This is a genomic window from Bacillus sp. FSL W7-1354 (genome assembly GCF_038002405.1).
Taxonomy (GTDB): domain Bacteria; phylum Bacillota; class Bacilli; order Bacillales; family Bacillaceae; genus Bacillus; species Bacillus paralicheniformis.
This window is the reverse complement of record NZ_JBBOCL010000001.1, coordinates 185,817-203,156: the sequence shown is the minus strand read 5'-3', so window position 1 is coordinate 203,156 and position 17,340 is coordinate 185,817. Positions and strand designations below refer to the sequence as shown.

The window sequence follows — 17,340 nt, the reverse complement described above, 5'->3', positions numbered from 1 at the left end:
GATTCTCCTTTAATATTTTTAACTAAAGGATTATACGTATAATTACCTTCAAAAACAGTGTACGATCAGATTGAAAAGTTATCCTTGTAACATCTGACATATTTCATTTTTATTTTATCTTTTTCTAACAAAGATAAGGAGGCAGCCTTTATGACAACATTAAAAGAAATATTATCTGTACTACAATTTTCAGATTTAACATTGCTAAATGAGCAGGGCGATTTGGAACGAGTGGTAGAAATGGTTGATATTACAGAAACGCCTGATATTAAAAATTTTACAACGCCGCACTCACTTATCGTCACAACAGGAATGAGCTATCAGGATGATCAATCCGGACTAATCAGTCTTATTAGTGAGTTAAATGATATACAAGTTGCTGGTCTAGGTATCAAGCTATCCCGATTTTTAAAAAAATTAGATGATGAGGTTATTGCATTTGCAAACAAATTAAAATTCCCAATTATTGAAATTCCGGAAAGTTGGAATTTAGGATCCATTACTCATCATATATCGTCATTTATCCTGGATGAAGAAACAGAAAAATTACACTTCGCATTAGATATCCAACAAGAGTTAAATGCTATGCTTATGCAAGGGTTAAGCCTGAACATGATGATTGAACGTTTAAGTAGACTTATAAAGGTTCCTGTCATGCTGCTAAATTCTTTTCATCAAGTTGAGTCAGCGAGTCATCACTTTCATCAACACTCAGAACATGTTCAAAAAAACCTCAATTATTTCCGAAGATATTTAAATTCAGAGCAAATCGGACCAAATCACAATGGTGTTTTCCAGGAAGAATATGCTATATTTAAGGTTCCTGCATTTAAATATTTTCCGTATTATCTAATGATTTCAAATGTTAATTTGCTCAACTATCCGTTTAGTTTATTAACAATAGAACAAGCAGTTAACACACTTAGTCTCGCAATTTATAAAAATAGTAAAATCAAAGAAGCAGAGCAGCAGGATACGAACCATTTTTTTACATCTCTGATGTCCGAACATCCTGATAACCTTGTTTCACTAACACAACACACCGACCTTTTAAAAAAATATCACATTCAACCCTCTAAATTCTACCAAGTGATGATTTGCGGGATAGACAAAGAAAAGAATGTAGAAAATAGCGCCTACTTAAATGAGCGATATCAGATGACTTTTGAGTGGTTAACGCATAAGTTTACTGGGATTGACCCTTCCATTAGTATATATATGTCTCAGGGTGAACGCAGATTTACGATACTTTTACAAAGAAGACATCATTATTATTTGGAATACTGCAGATATATCCAAAAAGAGTATCAGCTATTTTTTAATAGCTCCCTTTCATTTGGCATTGGTAATGAGGTCTCCGAGCTTTCACAATTACCACTGTCTTTTTTCGAAGCGAATGAGGCTTATGATAATAAATATGAACAAGGCGAAATAGAATTTGTAGAGCCCTATAAATCTAAAAGCGTAGAAGAATTATTACAACTCATTCCAACGAATAAATTAAAACCATTTATCATTTATACACTCGGTCCATTAGCTTATCCCCAAACAACGAAGGAAAAAGAACTAAGGTTTACGTTAAATGTCTATATGGCAAACCAATGTGATCTTACAAAGACCTCAGAGGATATTTTCATTCACCGTAATACTGTGAAATATCGTATTAAAAAATGCGAAGAAATATTAGGTCAATCTGTAGAATCTCCTGATACATCCCTGAGCATTCGATTGGCATTATTTGCTTCAGAGAAAATATCGTTGTAAATCAAAAGTAGAACCACCGGAAGTTTTCTTTTCTATTTATTTAGTTAGCTACTGTTTTATTCTGTCTTAACATAACCACAATGAAAAATAGCAACGCTGCTGCTGCGAGAAGGATGGTTGCAATATAGAATGCTAATACTTGCGAGCCGGTTACATCACCAATATAACCAGTAAGTGTTGGTGCAATAACAGATGAGCTCATTCCAAAGAAGTTAAAGAGAGTTAATGCTCTGGCCACTCTATCTCCTGATACGGAATCAGATACATAGGTTATTAAAACTGGATCAATCGCAAGTTTACCTAATAAGCCATATAAAATTAATGCAATATACAGCACTGCAGGATTTGGTGCAAATACTGTCAAACTAATTGTTATTGCTGCAGCAATTAATAGAAATAAAATTAAACGCAGACGCAAATGTGCATGTTTGTCTATGTATTTAGTAAATATCAAAGCACCAGGCACTGCAGTGACTGCAACTAGTGCAGCTACATATCCTACTGAACCTTGAGCAAATCCTTTTTCTGCTACAAGGAAGGATGGCAGCCAAGTGACAATCATATAATAGCCATAGCATGTTGCAAAATACACAAAATATACAACTAATTGTCTTGGAGAAAATAAGCTTTCATTTAGAATCTCTGTGCTTTGTACGGCGTCTTTCTTCTCTTCAGCCACTTCCTTGTCTGATGTTTTATCTTGTTTAATAAACAACACAAACACAAATGTTACAGCTACGATAACGATAGCTGTTATAAAAAGCATATAATTCCATTGAATTTCAAAACCGCCTACTAAAACCGATGATCCGATTAGTCCAATTACCATTCCTAATGCTGAACCGCTATTTATTATCGCATTGGAAAAGCTTTTTTTATCTTTTGGCGTATGTTTGGCTGATAAGGAAAAGGCTGCACCGTAATATGAACCAGTCGAAATACCAGCCAATAACGAACCAATGTATACTTGCATGATAGTTGAACTTGTGCCAATTACAAATGCAGCCAGCGCAAAGACGATAAATGCAGGAATTAACACCTTTTTCTGTCCAAATTTATCGACAAGTGCTCCTGACGGAATTTGCATACCCGTATAGGCAAAGAAATAAATAGAAGCAACCAACCCCATTTGTGTATCACTAATATGTCCTAATGATTCTTGAATCTGTGGATATATTGGCGTAAGGATTGTACGATAAATCCAAATAGCTACCCACCCTAAACACAATGCAATAATGATCTTTTTGTAATAATCGGGGTCATGTTTCTTTGTTTTTTCCACGGTATGACACACTCCCTTTTTATTATTTAATTAAATTGTAGGTTATAAGCCAGTCAATAACATTGTTCACTTTCAACAAAAACAAAAGTAACATTATACATTTTAGACAAAAGGCATCTGCTTAAAAATATCAATGAAAGATTCATCGATAGAAGCTAGTCCTATTTTTCCCAGCTCTCTCATTTCTATAAAAGCAATCAGGTAAAAAAGATGGCTCTTTTTTTAAACAAACCTACAATTTATTAAAAAAAGCACTTCCCAAATAAACAGGAAGGCTCCCCAAACGTTGATATAGCAGCGTTCTTAACATTTCAAGAACTGAGTTGCACGACGGGCGCCCTTAAGATCGGCTTTCTTTCTCTTTGAAAATTCAAAAATTCTCCGATATATATAGCGAATGCCGCTAAATAAGGAGGAGAGCCGGATGAGAAAGTTATGGAAAATCGCGGTGTCCGCTGCAATGTTCGTCGGTTTTTCCGCAAATTCACCCCGCATTCAAGCGGAAAGCAATAAGCAGGAAAACGAAGTCATTGTCGTATATAAAAATGCCAGCGGAAAAGAAAACGTCATCGAACAAGCAGACACGGTAGAACACGTTTACCGGCACATTCCCGCAGCTGCTGTTACTGCGGACGACAAAACAGTGCGGGAACTTGAACAAGATCCCGACGTCCTGTATGTCGAAGACAACCTCCCGGTAGCTGCTGGAGACAGCACCGTTCTAAAAGCTGTCTCCAGCAGCACAGCGCAAACCGCCTCCGCGTTTTCACAGTGGAACATCAAGCCGATTCAAGCCGCACTGGCTTGGAATAAAGGTTTGACCGGGAAACAGGTGAAAATTGCGGTTATTGACAGCGGGATTTCCCCCCATGAAGAGCTGTCAATCGCAGGCGGTGCATCGATGGTCGGCTATACCGCTTCATACCGTGATGATAACGGCCACGGAACTCATGTTGCCGGAATCATCGGAGCGAAGCATAACGGACGGGGGATCGACGGTCTCGCGCCCGGCGCGCAGCTGTATGCCGTAAAAGCGCTGGACCGGAATGGTTCGGGGGATCTGAAAGGCATCTTACAAGGCATCGATTGGTCGATCCAGCACGGAATCGATATCATCAATATGAGCCTCGTCGTTTCAGGCGACAGTCAAGTTCTCCACGATGCAGTAGATAGAGCATACAAACGGGGAATGATTTTAGTCGGTGCAAGCGGAAATGCCGGAAACGGAAAATCCGTTTATTACCCGGCCGCCTACAGCAGCGTCATTGCCGTCTCGGCCACCAATGAAAAAAATCAGATCGCCTCATTTTCCAACACCGGCAGCGCCGTCGAGTTTGCCGCTCCCGGCACATCGATTATCAGTACATCTTCCGACCGCGGCTATGCAATCGGAAGCGGCACTTCACAGGCAACGCCGCACGTCACCGGAATGTTTGCTCTTTTGAAACAGCTGTACCCAACCGCTTCAAATGCTGAGCTGCGCAAGAAAATGCAGATTTATACAAGCGACTTGGGCGCTCCCGGCCGTGATCATTTGTTCGGCTATGGATTAATCCGCTTCAAAGAGATCACACAGCCGTTGGAAAAAGCGCAAAAAGCAGTCGGACAAGCGGAAAAGACAAAGAAAAAAGCGGACATTCAAACCGCGCAAAAGGCGATCGAACCGCTGCCTGCAAACGCCGATAAAACCGCTTTGAAAAAGAGGCTCGATGCTGTTAAAGAGCAGCTTAAAAAGACAGCCGAAAGCAAAGTAAAACTCGCAGAGAAGCAAAAAAAGAAAACTAATGCCGACGCAGCCCAAAAAGCGGTCAATGAACTCGACAGCGGCACTTTCAAAACGAATTTGCAAAAACGGATCAACGCGGTCCGCTCAAGCCTCTTGAATACCGCAAAGCAGGCCGTTGCCAAAGCTGAAAAAGCGGCCACAGACTCAAACCTCGGCAAAGCGCAAAAAGCGATTAATGAGCTGCCTGCCGGAAAAAACAAATCAAATCTGCAAAAAAAGCTGAACACCGCGAAAAAGCAAGCCGCGTCAGCCTATAACAAAAAAGTGGCAGCGGCGAAAGCCAAAGTTAAAACGGCCGAACAAAAGAGAACGAAAAAAACAAAATCGGCAGCGCAATCAGCGGTCAGCAAGCTGAAAGCATCCGCCGAAAAAACGAAGCTGCAAAAACGAATCAATGCGATCAAACTGAAATAGCAAGAAAAAAAGCCCGGAATCCCGGGCTTTTCTTGCAAATACGTCTTTTTTGATGCTGTTCTGCTCGGACACGACAATTGCGACATCGTATTCCTTTCGGCCGGGCGCTTGCTTTCCGCCGCATTCTCCAATCACTTTTTATCAATTCTTTCCGTCACAATCCCGACGATGTCCCGGTCTGAAACAAAGCCGAAATGGCGGCTGTCAAAGCTGTGGATCCGGTTGTCCCCGAGGACGAAGTACTCATTTTCAGGCACCTTTTCCTCTCCGGTCACTTCCTTCAGCGTAAAATCCCCTGTCAAGTCCCCTCCGGCAGTGACGGCCTTTAAATCGTCCAGATAAGGCTCTTTGATCTTTTCTTCGTTGATATACAGCTGATCATCTTCATACCGGAGGGTTTCGCCCGGAAGCCCGATCACCCTTTTAATGAATATATCTTTGTCAGGTCCTTTAAACAGCACGATGTCAAATCGGCTGATTGTTTTAAAGTGGTGGGCGAACCTGTTGATCAAAAGTTCGTTGCCCTCCTGAAAGGTCGGATTCATGCTGACGCCTTCTACTTTATATTCAATGAAAACGGCATTTTTGACCTGAATTCCGACGACGATGACAAGCAGCACCCCGGCTATGACCAAAAAACGCTTTTTCAATTCTGTGTCCCCCTAGTCTTTCTCTCTCTGGCTGAATCTCACGTTCAGACGATGTTCAACCCGTTTTCCGGCGTACCATAAGATCAGCATGACGATGATCACGGCAGCTGTCCGCAAAGGCTGGGTAAAAAGCGCCTTCAGATCATGGCCGACAAAGCTCACCATAAAAATCATCACGAACTTGCCGCAAAGCACCGCCAGTGAAAAAGGCAGCAGGCTGACTCTCGAAAGTCCTGCCACAACATTTACCGCAGCCGAAGGCGTGAATGGAAAGCAAAGCAGGAGAAACAGCGGACCGAAGCCCCGTTTTTCCACCCAGATCATCAGTTTTTTTACGGATGGATGCCTGCGGATAAAACCGAGTGCTCTTTGCTGGCCGAAATGGCGGATAAAAAGAAAAACTGCTATAGAGCCTAAAGATGCCCCGATCCACGTCAACAAGAACCCCTGCCATAAACCGAACGAATTTACATTGGCGACAACAAACACGAGCAGGGGTAAAAACGGGAGCAGCGCTTCAATAAACGGCAGCAGAACGGCTACAAAAGGACCAAAAGCTCTGTAGCTCTGAAAAAACTCTGTTAAATTCTCTTCTGTAAAATAGCTGAATAATTGCTCCAACATTGATTCTCCTCAGGGCGGTTGTCTACTTCTATTCTACACTTTAAATCAAAAACTTTAAATCATCCGTCTCGGTGTTTTCTGTATTAGTCTGAAACAACTTGATCATTTTAGTCATTTTTTCCCGTTCTTGATTAAAAGGCCGTCTTTCGTGTAAAATAAAAACAGAACAAACGTTCCTTATCAACAAAAGAAATGAGGAGAAAAGCCATGACAAGAATTCCCGCTGAAGCCAGGGATATGATTGAAAAGGCGATTTACCTCCCGATGACCGTCAGCATATTAAACCGGGACATGAAAATCATCCAGCAGGGGCCATTCAAGCTGAAAGACCCCTATCAGCGTCTGATCGAACAGGCGTTAAAGCTTGCCCAGCGCGATCTGTACGACGTGAAAAATGAACTGCGCCGGCGGAAAATCAAGGTGCACGAAGTGTCACGGGACGAAGCCTTTACGATGTACTCCTTTATATATGAAGGATACGAAGAAGAGCATAACTATTTTAATCCCCGCATCCGCAATCAGGTATCCGCGCTTCTTGAGTACTATTTATTCAAAGCCGCTCCCGATCAATAGCGCTTTTTCAGCTCCCTGAGGATGAATTCGTATATCAGCTGATTCCGGTCTTCCTTCGGATAAAGCATAAATTCCTGTTTCTTCTGCATGGCGTTTCCTTCAATCCGGTCGATAAATTTTGTTCTCAGCCATGCCGTTCGGTAAACCTGGTTTTCAAAAGATGTGATGGATACGGGCAGCTCCAGCGTTTCCCCGTTGACAAACGTGACAAACGTGTTGTCATACTTTGCCGCGCAAAACTCGTGAACATGCGCATGGGAAAGCCACCCGCACTGAGGACGAGTTGAGGAAAATGTGGGAAAAAGAAAAATATTGTTTGAGTGATCTACCATGATCGGCGGTTTATGGGAAACTTTAATGACCTCATATGTGCCCGCTTTTCTCCCCGCATAGCTCGACCCGAAATAGCGGCAGCTTCTTTCGATGATCTGAAACGGCTTCATATTGACGCGGAAAGTCCTGTCGGTCTCGAGTATTTTTGAGGCGGGTTTCTCCCCCTCTCCCAGAGGCAGGACAGCCATTGTCGAACTGTTTACTTCATACGTATCTTTTGTCATATCCTCTGTGCTCATCATGATCCTCCTAATCGTTAGTAAATTTATACTATTAATCTAACATTATCCTTTACAAAACGACAGGATTTTTTCCAATTAATTTGAAAATATGTTTTTAAAATGGCATTTTTATGTTTTGTTCGATTAAATCCGTGTTTCTTTGTCTAAATATACAAACTTTTATTCTCATAAACACGCATCTTCGAATAATTATCTAAAAATTATAAATACTTATTGATTTTTTGTTGCGTAATCCATATACTATAAAAAAGGCATCAGGGGGAATCTTTATGAAAGAGAAAAAGTCGTACGCTGAGCTCATGAAGTCCCGCAATACCCAAAAGGTGAAAGAACTTGATGTAACCATCACGGATATCTACATTCAAATGGTCCTTGATGAATCGCTTTTTAAACGGCGTTTGCACACGCTGAACAAGAAGATTAATGAAGCATTAGACAAAGGAGATAAGCAATCTTTCCTTGAGCTTTCAAGAGAATATACAGCGCTGAAAAAGCACGCATGACGGCCAATCCCTCCCGGATTGGCTTTTTTACGCGGAAAAAGCCGGCTTATGAAATAGTCCCGGCCTTTTTATCCGTTAATAATCGTTCCGCCGTTGACATGGAGCACTTGGCCCGTCATGTAGGAAGAATCGTCGCTGGCTAGAAACAAATAGCTCGGCGCCACTTCAGCAGGCTGTCCGGGCCGTTCCATCGGCGTTGTTGAACCGAATATTTCGACCTCTCTCTCCGTAAACGTCGATGGGATCAGCGGCGTCCAAATCGGACCCGGCGCCACCCCGTTCACACGGATGCCCTGATCGACAAGCGACAAAGCGAGCGAACGCGTAAATGATGTAATCGCTCCTTTCGTCGAAGAATAATCGATCAGCCTTTCATTGCCGGCATAAGCCGTAATCGAAGTGGTATTGATGATTGAGCTGCCTTTTTTCAAATGCGGCAGCACAGCTTTTGTCAAATAAAACATTGAAAAAATATTCGTCTGAAACGTTCGGATCAACTGATGGCTTGTAATTTTTTCGATTCCCTTTTGCGGATGCTGTTCAGCCGCATTATTGACGAGTATATCGATCGTTGGGAATGCTTCCTTTGCCTGGCGCACAATATCGTTGCAAAAAGCCTCGTCTCCGATGTCTCCTGCGATCAGCTTGCATCCGACCCCTTCTTTTTCCACATACCCCTTTGTTTCTTCTGCATCGCGGTGTTCATTTAAGTAGACAATGACAATGTTCGCGCCTTCCTTCGCAAACAAAACGGATACGGCACGGCCGATTCCGCTGTCTCCTCCCGTAATAATCGCGGTTTTCCCGGCCAGTTTCCGCTCTCGTTTCGGCCGGTCGAAAACGGGCCGGGGATCCATCAAATACTCCAATCCCGGACGCTGTGTTTGGTGCTGGGGAGGCAGTACTTTCTTCGGCTGTTTGCTCAAAACGATTCCCTCCTTCACATCGATTCAACCTTACTATTTTATGAAAACGCCCCTTTTTTATGACAAGCCGTTTCACATGCATGAATATTTCTCAATTGGGAAAATTTAAGAACAAAACAGATGGATGATGGAGGGAACCTTGTGAGCAATCAAGAACAAAAACTGCCGGACTCGCCTGAATCGTATTGGAGAAACAGTACAAATCTTCCTAAATTCGAAGAACTGTCTGAAGATGTCAAAACAGATGTCGCCGTCATCGGCGGCGGCATGACCGGACTGACGACTGCTTATTTACTGACGAAAAAAGGCTACAGCGTCATCTTGATCGAATCCGGGCGGATACTCGACGGAACAACCGGCTATACGACAGCCAAAATCACTGCACAGCATGATCTGATCTATGATGAGCTGATCGGGCACATCGGAATGCCAAATGCGAGACTGTATTATGAAGCAAACCTCAAGGCGCTGTCCTTTATCAAAAACCTCGTGCTTGAGCAAAAGATCCCGTGCGATTTTGAAGAACAGGACGCGTGCATTTACACAACTGAAGAACAATCGGTACAAAAAATCAGAAAGGAATATGAGGCATACCAAAAGCTCGGGATTGACAGGGAATTCATCAAAGATCTCCCCGTTCCAATCGATATGAAAGCAGGACTTGTTATGAAAAACCAGGCCCAGTTTCATCCACTCCACTATTTGAAACACCTTGCAGAGGCCGTCCTGGAAGCCGGCGGAAAAATTTACGAAAACACGGCTGCTAAAGAAATCAAAGAAGGCGACCGGCCAAAAGTGCTGACAAGAAACGGGCATCAAATCTTCAGCGATTATGTCGCGTGCTGCACGCACTTTCCGTTTCATGATAAAAAAGGCTTCTATTTTGCAAGGCTTGAGCCGAGCCGGTCATACGTGCTCGCCGTCAAGCCGAAAACGCCGTATCCAGGCGGCATGTATTTAAGTATAGATCAGCCTTCACGCTCGCTCCGTTCGGTGACGATTGACGGAGAAGAAATGGTTCTTGTCGGCGGTGAAAGCCACAAAACCGGCCAGGGAGAGGATACAATCAGGCATTATCAGGCGCTTGAATCATTTGCAGAAGGCGTGTTCGGCATTGAATCGATCCCTTACCGCTGGTCAGCGCAAGATTTAATCACGCTTGACAAAATTCCGTATATCGGGCCGATCTATCCGAAAGAAAAGCGCATTCTCGTCGCCACCGGCTTTCGAAAATGGGGCATGACAACAAGCACCCTCGCCGCGCAGCTGATGACAGACCATATCGCAGGCGAAGACAATCCTTATCAAGCCGTCTTTCAGCCGGCCCGTTTCCACCCGGATCCAAGCATCAAAAAAGTCATTTCCTATAACGCGGATGTTGCAAAACACTTTGCCGAAGGAAAACTCGAACAGCCGATCAGGAAGCCGGAAGACCTTGTCAACGGAGAAGGTGCGGTCGTGTCACATGCCGGGAAACGTGCGGGTGCTTATCGCGATGAAAAAGGCGAGCTTCATCTGGTTGACACAACATGCACCCATATGGGCTGCGAAGTCGAGTGGAACGACGGAGAAAAGACGTGGGACTGTCCGTGCCACGGCTCAAGGTTTTCGGTCGACGGCGATGTCATCGAGGGTCCTGCCGTAGAACCTTTGAAAGATCCGGAAAGCTGAGGTGTACAAGTTAAAAAGTAATGAAAAATTGCCGATAAAAAGATAAATGCTGGAAATTTCATAAAAACGGCAGTTTTATCATTAACGATTACAGGGGGATACGATCGTGTTATTCAAAAAGGATAGAAAGACAGAACGATCATTCTTTGCTGAAGAAGGTCCTGACCAAACAAAAAGAATCAGGCTCAATCAGCACGCAGAATTTAAAAAACAGCTGGCAATGGTCGATTTGACGGATGAGGATCTTTGGGTGCTGAGCAGGCTGAAGCCTTTAGTCACTGAACATATCGAAACCATCGTCACCCGGTTTTACCAAAACCTTGAGCATGAAAACTCTTTGATGGAGATCATCCATGACCACAGCTCAGTTGACCGTCTCAAAAAGACATTGACGATCCACATCCAGGAAATGTTTTCAGGTGTCATCGACGAAGCCTTTTTAGAAAAAAGAATCCGGATCGCCCACGTTCATCTTCGGATTGGGCTCTTGCCAAAGTGGTATCTAGGGGCATTTCAAGATCTCCTTCTTTCCATGCTGACAATCTTTGAAAACGCATTATCCGATGAAGAATACAGGCGGTCAGTCAAAGCCGTTACCAAAATTCTCAACATCGAACAGCAGATCGTCCTCGAGGCCTTTGAAGACGAGCATGCAAGGCTCCGAAGACTTGATGAAGAGAGCAAAAATGACCTTCACCGGCAAATCAAAGATACTTCCGGTTCTTTGGCCGCTTTATTTGCCGAAACAACGGGCGCTGTACAAGAATTGGTCGACAAATCGTCCGAAATCGCCGAAACGTCAAGAGCCGGAACGAAGACAGCTGTTTCTGTCGAACAAAAATCGATCGGCGGAAAAAAGGAGCTTGAGGAGCAGGAACAGCAGCTGAATCAAATGGGAAGCAGCATGACGCAAATCGAGCAGGAAATTAAAAAGCTGGAAGAAATCGCGCTGCAGATCGAAAAGATTTTCGGAATCGTAACAGGCATTGCCGAGCAGACGAATTTACTTTCGCTCAACGCCTCGATCGAATCTGCAAGAGCGGGGGAGCACGGCAAAGGGTTCGCAGTCGTCGCAAACGAAGTCAGAAAGCTGTCCGATGATACGAAAAAAACCGTCTCCACCGTATCTGAGCTCGTCAATAACACAAACGCGCAAATCTCGATCGTCACGAAGCATATTACAGATGTAAACCAGCTCGTGAACGAAAGCAAAGACAAGATGTCGGAGATCAATCATCTATTCGATGATATCGTCTCCAATATGAAAACGAGCAAAGAGCAAAGCGGCCGAATCGAAGGCGATCTGCAGGCATTTTTAAGCGGCCTTCAAGATGTGAATGCCGCCGTGTCACAAGTCGCGGTTTCAGTCGATTCTCTCGTAGAGCTGACAAAAAAATAAGCCGCTACCGTACACAGGTCAATTCATGACCTGTGTATTTTGCTTTTGCAACCTGATTCTATTACGTTATTTGAAAGTCTGCTATGCAAGTCAAAGATATATTCACAGCCATAATGGCAACGCTCAGTGATGTTTTCAAATCCGCAGAATCGGCGCTACGCTCCTGTTTGAAAAAATCGTGTAAATGTTGTTCTGTGCCAGTCATATTTCGTGGTTCTGTTTTTTAAATTTAGTATAATAGCCATATCACCGAAAAACGCGAAAGCCGACATCGAAAGGAGATTTTTCAGAATGACTGCGATTTGTTTGATCCGGCATGGCGAGACAGACTGGAATGCTTTAGGAAAACTGCAGGGAAGAACCGATATCCCTTTAAATGAAACCGGTCAAAAACAGGCAAAAGAAACCGGGGCGTTTTTGAAAGGGTCCGACTGGGACGTCATCATTACAAGCCCTTTAAGAAGAGCGAAAGAAACCGCTGAAATCATCAATCAATACCTGGGACTTGAAATCATCGAAATGGAAGATTTCATCGAAAGGAATTACGGAGATGCAGAAGGGATGCCATTCGAAGAAAGAACGAGGCTCTACCCCGATAAAGAATATCCGAATCAGGAATCAAAAGAAGCGCTTGCCGAACGGCTGATGGCCGGCGTTCAAAAGGTCAGCGAGCGGTATCCGGACAAAAAAGTGCTGATCGTCGCACACGGAGCCGCGATACACACCCTTCTGTCAAAAATCTCAAACGGCGACATCAACCTGGAAAATACGAAGCTCGTCAATGCGTGCCTAAGCAACATCAAATTCCATGAAAATAAATGGCATGTGAAGGATTACAATCTTTCACACCATTTGTCAAATTAAAAAAAGACGGCAAGGTTGATGCCGTCTTTTTTATGCTCTCCCCTGCCTCGCTTCGCGGCGCAGTAAATAGATAAAATACGGACCGCCGATAATGGCTGCGATCAATCCAGCTGGTATTTCAAGCGGCGGAACAAGGCCTCTTCCGGCGGCATCGGCTATCAAAAGAACGATGCCGCCGACGAGCGCTGAAACGGGAATCAAGATCCTCGTTTCAGCCCCTGCCAGCTTTCTTGCGATATGGGGCGCCATCAGCCCGATAAAACCGATTGTTCCCACGGCAGTCACAGCCGCAGCTGTCAGCAGGACCGCACCGGCAAGCAGCAGAAATCGCGTTCTTTCGAGCCGGATGCCGAGGCCGACGGCAATCCCGTCCCCTGATTTGATGATATCGAGCGGTTTTGCCGCAAACCATAACGGAGGAATGACCAGACAACACCATATGAAAAGAGACAGTACATCATCCCAGTCTCTCCCCCACAGACTTCCATTCAGCCAAATTAATGCGTTGTTGACATTCGGGCTCCCCCTTGAAATGAGTAGCTGAATACCCGAATGGCAAAAAGCATTGACCGCGATCCCGACAAGCGCCAGCCGCACAGGAGAAATCCCGTTTCGATAAGCCAATAAATAGACGAGAGCCGCAGCCAAAACGCTTCCTGAAAAGGCGGCGCCTGTCAGCAGAAGCGGACTTTGCTGTGAAAACAAGACCGTAACGATCACAGCGCCCAATCCCGCTCCTCCTGTAATGCCAAGCGTGTCAGGGGCGGCCAGCGGATTTTTCATCAGCGATTGTGCGACTACACCTGCGATTGAAAGCGCCCCTCCGGCAAGCACAGCGAGAAGGATGCGCGGCATTCGAAATTCCATCACCAAGAAGCGGACTCCTGCATCCCCTTGCCCTGCCAGTGATTTCATTACGTCCCACAGTCCGATGTTTTCATCGCCGATCGCCAAATTGAGTACAATGAGCATCAACAAACAGGCGCATAACGCAGAGAAGACAAGCGCCGATTGCCCGCGCCGTCTTTTCATTTTTCTTTCCGCATTGTTCATCATGCCGCCCCCTTTTTCCGTCTTCTCGCCAAATAGATGAAAAACGGCGTCCCGATCATTGCCGTGACAACTCCGACCGGCGTTTGGTACGGAAAATAGACAAAGCGGGACAGAATATCAGCAAACAGCAAAAGAACGGCTCCAAGCAATGCCGAATACGGAATCACGAACCGATAGTCAGCCCCCATCAGATACCGGATCATATGAGGAACCATCAAACCGATGAAACCAATCGGTCCGGCAGCGGACACCGATGCTCCTGCCAGCGCAACAACAGTGAAAGCGATGAACAATCTGCTGAGCCATACATTTTGTCCCAGCCCATGTGACACATCATCTCCGAGACTCATGACGGAAGCCGCCCTCCCTAAGGCCAGAGCCGTCAACAAACCTGCAATGCTTACCGGAATCAACAAATGAAGCTTATCCCACGAGCTCCCCGCTAAAGAACCGGAAAGCCAAAACAATAGCGTTTCCGTCGACTCTTCATGAAAAATGAGCAGCATTTGCGTCATCGAAGCAATGATCGCCTGAATGACGACACCGATCAAGGCAAAGCTGATATCCCTGTCGTGTTCGCTGAATACTGAGGCAACCGCGTACACGACCAGCGCGGCCGCGGCACCGCCGGCAAAAGCGGCTCCCATCGCTGTCTGGGGAGCGGCAAGCGCAGGAAACATCACCGTCAAACATACGACAGCAAGAGAGGCCCCTGCATTGATTCCGAAGATGCTCGGAGATGCCAGCGCATTTCTTGTCACCGCCTGCATCAGTGCGCCCGCGGCCCCTAGATTCGCGCCGATGAATGCGGCGGCCAAGGCGCGCGGAATTCGGATGGACTGAATAATCGCGTGCAATTTTGAACCGTCGTACATAAACACAGCTGCCCAAATGTCGGGCAGCGCAATCGTTGACGAACCGATTGAAACAGAAAGCGCAAAACCCGCGAGCAAAAGAAAAACAAAAATGAGCGGTGCAAAACGTTTCATATATATCAAAACAGGTCACTCCTTTAGAAAAAAACAAGCGCATGCTTTTGTAAAAAGCATGCGTCATCCCGTTCAGCAAGCCGGCAGGCTCTTAAGATTTCTTTTGATCCTCAGACAGAAGATGCTGACCGATTTCATCTATCAGCGCATCTGCTCCGTCAATACTGCGGCGGAGCGACCAGGCGAATCTGTCGGCTTCATAAACCTTGCCGTTTTTGACAGCGTTGAGCTTTTTCCAAAGAGGGTCTTTTTCGATCGGTCTTTTCCCGTCTTCATCGACTTTATCTTTTTCTCCCGTCATCAGGACAATGGTGTCGGGGTCTTTCTCAAGCAGCTGCTCAAGCGTCATTTTAATATTGACGGATTCACCGTTTTCGCCATCGCCTTTGCTGCTGTCTCTGACACCGTATGTATAGCCGATTTTCGTCAGAAGCTGAGACGTGAAAAAGTTTTCGTCGCGCACAGTGATTGCTTCATTTGTGTTTCCGAGCAGAAGAATACTCTGTTTCCGGCTCCCGAATTTCTGTTTCAATTCATTCAGCTTTTGTTTATGTTCAGCCAACTTTTTCTCCATTGCGCTTTCTTTGCCGACGGCTTTCGCAATCGTAAGAGACGCGTCAAGCGTGTCCTGATAATCTGCATTCAAGTTTTTCAGCGCGATTGTCGGCGCAATTTTCGCCAGTTTATCATAGACACCGCTGTGCCTGCTCGAATCGGCAATTATTAAATCGGGCTTTAAAGAAGCAATTTTTTCAAAACTTGGCTGGGCGCGCGAACCGACTGAAGTATACCCTTCGATTTTTTCTCTGACCTTCTCGTTAATAAACTTAGGTTTGCCGTCGTCCGCAATCCCGACAGGCTTAATGCCCGCATCAAGGAGCGCATCAATAAAACCCAATTCAAGAACAACAACTTTTTTCGGATTGTTCTTTACTTTCGTTTCTCCTAAGTCGTGCTTAACTGTCACGGAATCCTGACTGGAGGTTTTTGTACTTTCGCTTCCCCCCGAGCAGGCTGTCAACACTGATATCATCAATAGGAATAAAATAGCAAAATACTTAGGTTTCATATGTATCTCCTTTTCTGGTAGTAGACGAAATTATTATAGCAACACTTCATACCAATGACAACGATAATCATTATCATTATAAAAAAAAGAAAGGAGCCTCCTTCTCCTTTCTACACCCGTTCATTCACGGAATCCCCCGCTTTGCTTTCTCTGCTGAGGGAAAGAATGATGACCGTGATGATCACCATTACCGTACCGGCACCTTGAAAGGCATTGAACGGCACACCCAGCCAGACCGCCGACGACAAAACAGCCGCTAGCGGTTCGGCGCAGCTCAGGCAGCTCGTTTCTTTTGCGGAAAGATAAGAAAGGCTGCCGATGTATAGGGCAAACGCCAAAGCTGTGCCGCACAATACAACAAACAGAATGGCTGCCGCCTCCCCTGCCCCAATGTGCGAAAGGTCAAACCGAAACGGCGGAAACAAAAAAGAAATTCCGGCCCCTCCGACGAGCATACCCCATCCCGTAACCGTCAAAGCACCGAACGATTGAATTAATCCTCCTGCAAAAACCGTATAGAAAGCAAGCGCTCCACCGGACAAAATGCCCCAAACGGCGGCCTCGGCCGGAATATACAAACTGTCCGGCCTTCCGCCTGTCAAAAGAAGAAACACGCCGAAAAGCGCCAATAAAGTAAGTACGGCATCTTTCCACTTAGGCGGAAGTTCTTTTTTAACATATAGGTAAAACAATACGAAAAAAGGCGCCAAGTATTGAAGAATTGCAGCAGCCGCGGCATTACCCTTTTCGATTGAAGCAAAAAACGTATATTGAACAGCAAGCATTCCAAAAATGGAAAATACTAAAATCGAACAAATATCTGTTTTTTTCTTCCATATCTTACACACATGTTGAAAACCGTTTTTCATTGAAACATATAACAAGAGAATGACTCCCGATGCCAGAAGCCTGACAGAGACAAGCGAGCCGGCTTCAACCGCTCCCCTTTCAAATATGTACTGTGCAGCGCTTCCCGATAATCCCCACAATGAAGCCCCTGCAAGCACCATCAATACACCTTTCACATGAGCTGATTTCATATCTTTCACCCGTTTCTGTATGCGATATATTGCATATTTTAATAGATGATCGACAAGGCCGCAACCTCCTTCGGCAAAAAATGATCTCATAAAATAAATGAATAGTATTTTCATAAAATGAATCAGATGGAGCAATCTCCTGTCATTCGCGGCCCTCG

General features: G+C 44.9%; 16 protein-coding genes and 1 pseudogene. 8 read left to right on the top strand and 9 right to left on the bottom strand.

Going from position 1 to position 17,340, the window contains the following annotated elements:
- Window positions 1-150 precede the first annotated feature (150 nt).
- Window positions 151-1,764, top strand: a complete 1,614-nt coding sequence (locus tag MKZ04_RS01100) for a PucR family transcriptional regulator (RefSeq protein ID WP_212110400.1) — start codon at window positions 151-153, stop codon at window positions 1,762-1,764.
- A gap of 40 nt (window positions 1,765-1,804) precedes the next feature.
- On the opposite strand, the gene MKZ04_RS01095 is transcribed toward MKZ04_RS01100, so the two are convergent.
- Window positions 1,805-3,046 carry an MFS transporter gene (locus MKZ04_RS01095; RefSeq protein ID WP_035339045.1) on the bottom strand — a complete coding sequence of 414 codons (1,242 nt, stop codon included), beginning with the start codon at window positions 3,044-3,046 and terminating at the stop codon, window positions 1,805-1,807.
- Between the two features lie 424 nt (window positions 3,047-3,470).
- Between MKZ04_RS01095 and MKZ04_RS01090 the strand changes: the two genes are divergently transcribed.
- The gene (locus tag MKZ04_RS01090) at window positions 3,471-5,246 is read left to right on the top strand and encodes a S8 family peptidase (RefSeq protein ID WP_341045075.1); all 1,776 of its coding nucleotides are present in this window, start codon (window positions 3,471-3,473) and stop codon (window positions 5,244-5,246) included.
- A gap of 131 nt (window positions 5,247-5,377) precedes the next feature.
- Here MKZ04_RS01090 and lepB read toward each other — a convergent pair whose 3' ends face one another.
- Together lepB and MKZ04_RS01080 are read right to left on the bottom strand one after the other, a co-directional pair.
- Window positions 5,378-5,896 carry a signal peptidase I gene (gene lepB, locus MKZ04_RS01085; RefSeq protein ID WP_020450832.1) on the bottom strand — a complete coding sequence of 173 codons (519 nt, stop codon included), beginning with the start codon at window positions 5,894-5,896 and terminating at the stop codon, window positions 5,378-5,380.
- 12 nt (window positions 5,897-5,908) lie between these two features.
- Complete coding sequence (locus MKZ04_RS01080) at window positions 5,909-6,520, bottom strand: TVP38/TMEM64 family protein (protein ID WP_020450831.1); 612 nt, start codon at window positions 6,518-6,520, stop codon at window positions 5,909-5,911.
- Between the two features lie 207 nt (window positions 6,521-6,727).
- Between MKZ04_RS01080 and MKZ04_RS01075 the strand changes: the two genes are divergently transcribed.
- Window positions 6,728-7,093 carry a hypothetical protein gene (locus tag MKZ04_RS01075; RefSeq protein ID WP_105980857.1) on the top strand — a complete coding sequence of 122 codons (366 nt, stop codon included), beginning with the start codon at window positions 6,728-6,730 and terminating at the stop codon, window positions 7,091-7,093.
- On the opposite strand, the gene MKZ04_RS01070 is transcribed toward MKZ04_RS01075, so the two are convergent.
- The gene (locus MKZ04_RS01070) at window positions 7,087-7,665 is read right to left on the bottom strand and encodes a competence protein ComK (protein WP_026579946.1); all 579 of its coding nucleotides are present in this window, start codon (window positions 7,663-7,665) and stop codon (window positions 7,087-7,089) included. The genes MKZ04_RS01075 and MKZ04_RS01070 overlap by 7 nt on opposite strands.
- 272 nt (window positions 7,666-7,937) lie before the next feature.
- On the opposite strand from MKZ04_RS01070, the gene MKZ04_RS01065 reads away from it, so the two are divergent.
- Window positions 7,938-8,171, top strand: coding sequence for an IDEAL domain-containing protein (locus tag MKZ04_RS01065; RefSeq protein ID WP_020450828.1), 234 nt, complete (start codon window positions 7,938-7,940; stop codon window positions 8,169-8,171).
- Between the two features lie 68 nt (window positions 8,172-8,239).
- Here the strand turns inward: MKZ04_RS01065 and MKZ04_RS01060 are convergent, their stop codons facing one another.
- On the bottom strand, window positions 8,240-9,097 hold the full coding sequence (locus tag MKZ04_RS01060; RefSeq protein WP_020450827.1) for an SDR family oxidoreductase: 858 nt from the start codon (window positions 9,095-9,097) through the stop codon (window positions 8,240-8,242).
- A 120-nt stretch (window positions 9,098-9,217) separates the two neighbouring features.
- Here MKZ04_RS01060 and MKZ04_RS01055 point away from each other — a divergent pair, with 120 nt between their 5' ends.
- The 4 genes and pseudogenes from MKZ04_RS01055 to MKZ04_RS01045 all read left to right on the top strand — a co-directional run bounded on the left by MKZ04_RS01055 (window position 9,218) and on the right by MKZ04_RS01045 (window position 13,031).
- Complete coding sequence (locus MKZ04_RS01055) at window positions 9,218-10,768, top strand: FAD-dependent oxidoreductase (RefSeq protein WP_050821016.1); 1,551 nt, start codon at window positions 9,218-9,220, stop codon at window positions 10,766-10,768.
- A 106-nt stretch (window positions 10,769-10,874) separates the two neighbouring features.
- Window positions 10,875-11,408, top strand: a pseudogene (locus MKZ04_RS21770) (protoglobin family protein); the annotation flags it as partial.
- Between the two features lie 252 nt (window positions 11,409-11,660).
- Window positions 11,661-12,167 carry a methyl-accepting chemotaxis protein gene (locus MKZ04_RS21765; protein ID WP_370510583.1) on the top strand — a complete coding sequence of 169 codons (507 nt, stop codon included), beginning with the start codon at window positions 11,661-11,663 and terminating at the stop codon, window positions 12,165-12,167.
- A 291-nt stretch (window positions 12,168-12,458) separates the two neighbouring features.
- On the top strand, window positions 12,459-13,031 hold the full coding sequence (locus MKZ04_RS01045) for a histidine phosphatase family protein (protein WP_023856575.1): 573 nt from the start codon (window positions 12,459-12,461) through the stop codon (window positions 13,029-13,031).
- 30 nt (window positions 13,032-13,061) lie between these two features.
- On the opposite strand, the gene MKZ04_RS01040 is transcribed toward MKZ04_RS01045, so the two are convergent.
- The 4 genes from MKZ04_RS01040 to MKZ04_RS01025 form a co-directional block, all read right to left on the bottom strand.
- Window positions 13,062-14,084, bottom strand: coding sequence for a FecCD family ABC transporter permease (locus MKZ04_RS01040; protein WP_023856574.1), 1,023 nt, complete (start codon window positions 14,082-14,084; stop codon window positions 13,062-13,064).
- Window positions 14,084-15,082, bottom strand: coding sequence for a FecCD family ABC transporter permease (locus MKZ04_RS01035; protein WP_023856573.1), 999 nt, complete (start codon window positions 15,080-15,082; stop codon window positions 14,084-14,086). Before MKZ04_RS01035 ends, MKZ04_RS01040 begins: the two co-directional genes overlap by 1 nt.
- 82 nt (window positions 15,083-15,164) lie before the next feature.
- Entirely contained in the window at window positions 15,165-16,142 is a 978-nt protein-coding gene (locus MKZ04_RS01030) for an ABC transporter substrate-binding protein (protein ID WP_023856572.1), read from the bottom strand.
- A gap of 110 nt (window positions 16,143-16,252) precedes the next feature.
- Window positions 16,253-17,182 carry a DMT family transporter gene (locus tag MKZ04_RS01025; RefSeq protein ID WP_020450820.1) on the bottom strand — a complete coding sequence of 310 codons (930 nt, stop codon included), beginning with the start codon at window positions 17,180-17,182 and terminating at the stop codon, window positions 16,253-16,255.
- Window positions 17,183-17,340: the final 158 nt, after the last annotated feature.